Genomic DNA, 1521 nt, shown 5'->3' with positions numbered 1-1521 from the left:
CGTCGGCGCGGGGCCGCACCGCCACGCTCTGGCTCGGCGTGACGGTGCCCAGCGCCACCAGCGTCGGCGCGAATTCCTCCAGCGCCGCCGTCTGCGCCGACACGGTGAGCATCGGCCGCCGCCGCCCCCCCGGCCCGCCGCCCTCACCGCCCTTCTCGCTGCCCGAACAGGCAGCCAGCAGCAGCGCCATCGCAATGGTGGCGGGCTTGGCGAAGACACGCAATTTCATCACGACAGTCTATTCCCCAACGGCCGCCACGGCGACCCCCTGCACTGTTTCATTGCGCGCCGCCGATACGGCGCACCAATCCAGCAGGCCATACGTCATAGCGACACACCTTCCCCCGCGCTGGCCTGAAGATTTTTTGCCGGCCCAACCGCTTCGGTCAGGCGCGCAGCTTCCAGCCCGATCGCACCACCCTGAAGCACAGCCACCATAGCAGGATGTTGACAGCCAGCAGCACGACGCCGCCGGCCAGCAGCGGGCCGTCAGACACGCCGATGAAGCCCGCCCGGAAGCCATCGATGACATGAAAGAAGGGGTTGGCATGGGCGATGCCGGACACCGTGGGCCCCAGCCGCTCCACGGCATAGAAGGTGCCCGACAGCAGGGTGAGCGGCTGGATGACGAAGTTGCTGACCGCGGCGGCATGGTCGAACTTGTCGGCCCAGATGCCGGTGAGGATGCCGAGCAGCCCCAGCAGCACCGCGCCCATCGTGCCATAATAGAGAATGAGGAACGGGTTGTGGACCGGCACGTCCACCCCCGGTGCCAGCGCCATCGCCAGCCACACGGCCGTTCCCACCAGCCAGGCGCGGGTGACGGCGCCGGCCACCCAGGCGAACACCAGTTCGCCGGCCGACAGCGGCGGCATCAGCACATCGATGATCGAGCCCTGCACCTTGGCGACAAGGATCGACGACGACGAATTGGCAAAGCTGTTCTGGATCATGCCCATCACGATCAGGCCCGGCCCCAGGAAATTGCTGTAGGGCACGCCCAGAACCTGACGGTCGCCCCGCCCCAGCGCGACGGCGAAGATCACCAGGAACAACAATGTGGTGATCGCCGGCGCCCAGATCGTTTGCAGCTGCACCTTGTAAAAGCGGCGCACCTCTTTCAGATAAAGGGTCTTCAGCCCCTCGCTGTTGACACGCGCGATCACCGGCACTCCCGGCTCGCGGATGGGTGGCGACACAGGCTCGCCGGCGCCGGCCATCTTGCTGTTGGCGTTCATCATCGCTAGGGGCTTATGGCCTTGCGGCCTGCCTGCCAAGGGCCTGCCGCCATCCTTCGAAAGTTTTCACCTATGGCCTGGACCGACGAACGCATCGCCAAGCTCAAGCAGGGCTGGGAAAGCGGCATGACCGCCACCCAGATCGCCGAGATGCTGGGCGAAGGCGTCACCCGCAACGCCGTCATCGGCAAGGCGCACCGGCTGGGGCTGGAAAGCCGCCCGTCGCCGGTGAAGGCCGGCGAAGCACCGGCCGCACAGCCCGCCCCGGCCCCGCCGCCGCGCG

The 1521-nt window shown here is 67.5% G+C and carries 2 protein-coding genes and 1 pseudogene; 1 reads left to right on the top strand and 2 read right to left on the bottom strand.

The annotated features are described in order from the left end of the window. A pseudogene (locus GJV64_RS14310) lies at positions 1-229 on the bottom strand (hypothetical protein); the annotation flags it as partial. A gap of 157 nt (positions 230-386) precedes the next feature. After that, positions 387-1238 (bottom strand): ABC transporter permease, encoded by an 852-nt coding sequence (locus GJV64_RS14305; protein WP_164158128.1) that lies wholly within the window; start codon positions 1236-1238, stop codon positions 387-389. A gap of 72 nt (positions 1239-1310) precedes the next feature. Between GJV64_RS14305 and GJV64_RS14300 the strand changes: the two genes are divergently transcribed. Continuing rightward, a partial coding sequence (locus GJV64_RS14300; RefSeq protein WP_235927776.1) for a GcrA family cell cycle regulator occupies positions 1311-1521 on the top strand: 211 nt, incomplete at its 3' end.

Source organism: Sandarakinorhabdus rubra (assembly GCF_010994245.1).
Classification (GTDB): domain Bacteria; phylum Pseudomonadota; class Alphaproteobacteria; order Sphingomonadales; family Sphingomonadaceae; genus Sandarakinorhabdus; species Sandarakinorhabdus rubra.
This window is presented reverse-complemented; position numbering and strand designations above follow the sequence as displayed.

Coding starts and splice junctions, on each gene's coding strand:
- GJV64_RS14305 (WP_164158128.1), bottom strand. CDS start 1,238: ATGAACGCCAACAGCAAGATGGCCGGCGCCGGCGAGCCTGTGTCGCCA.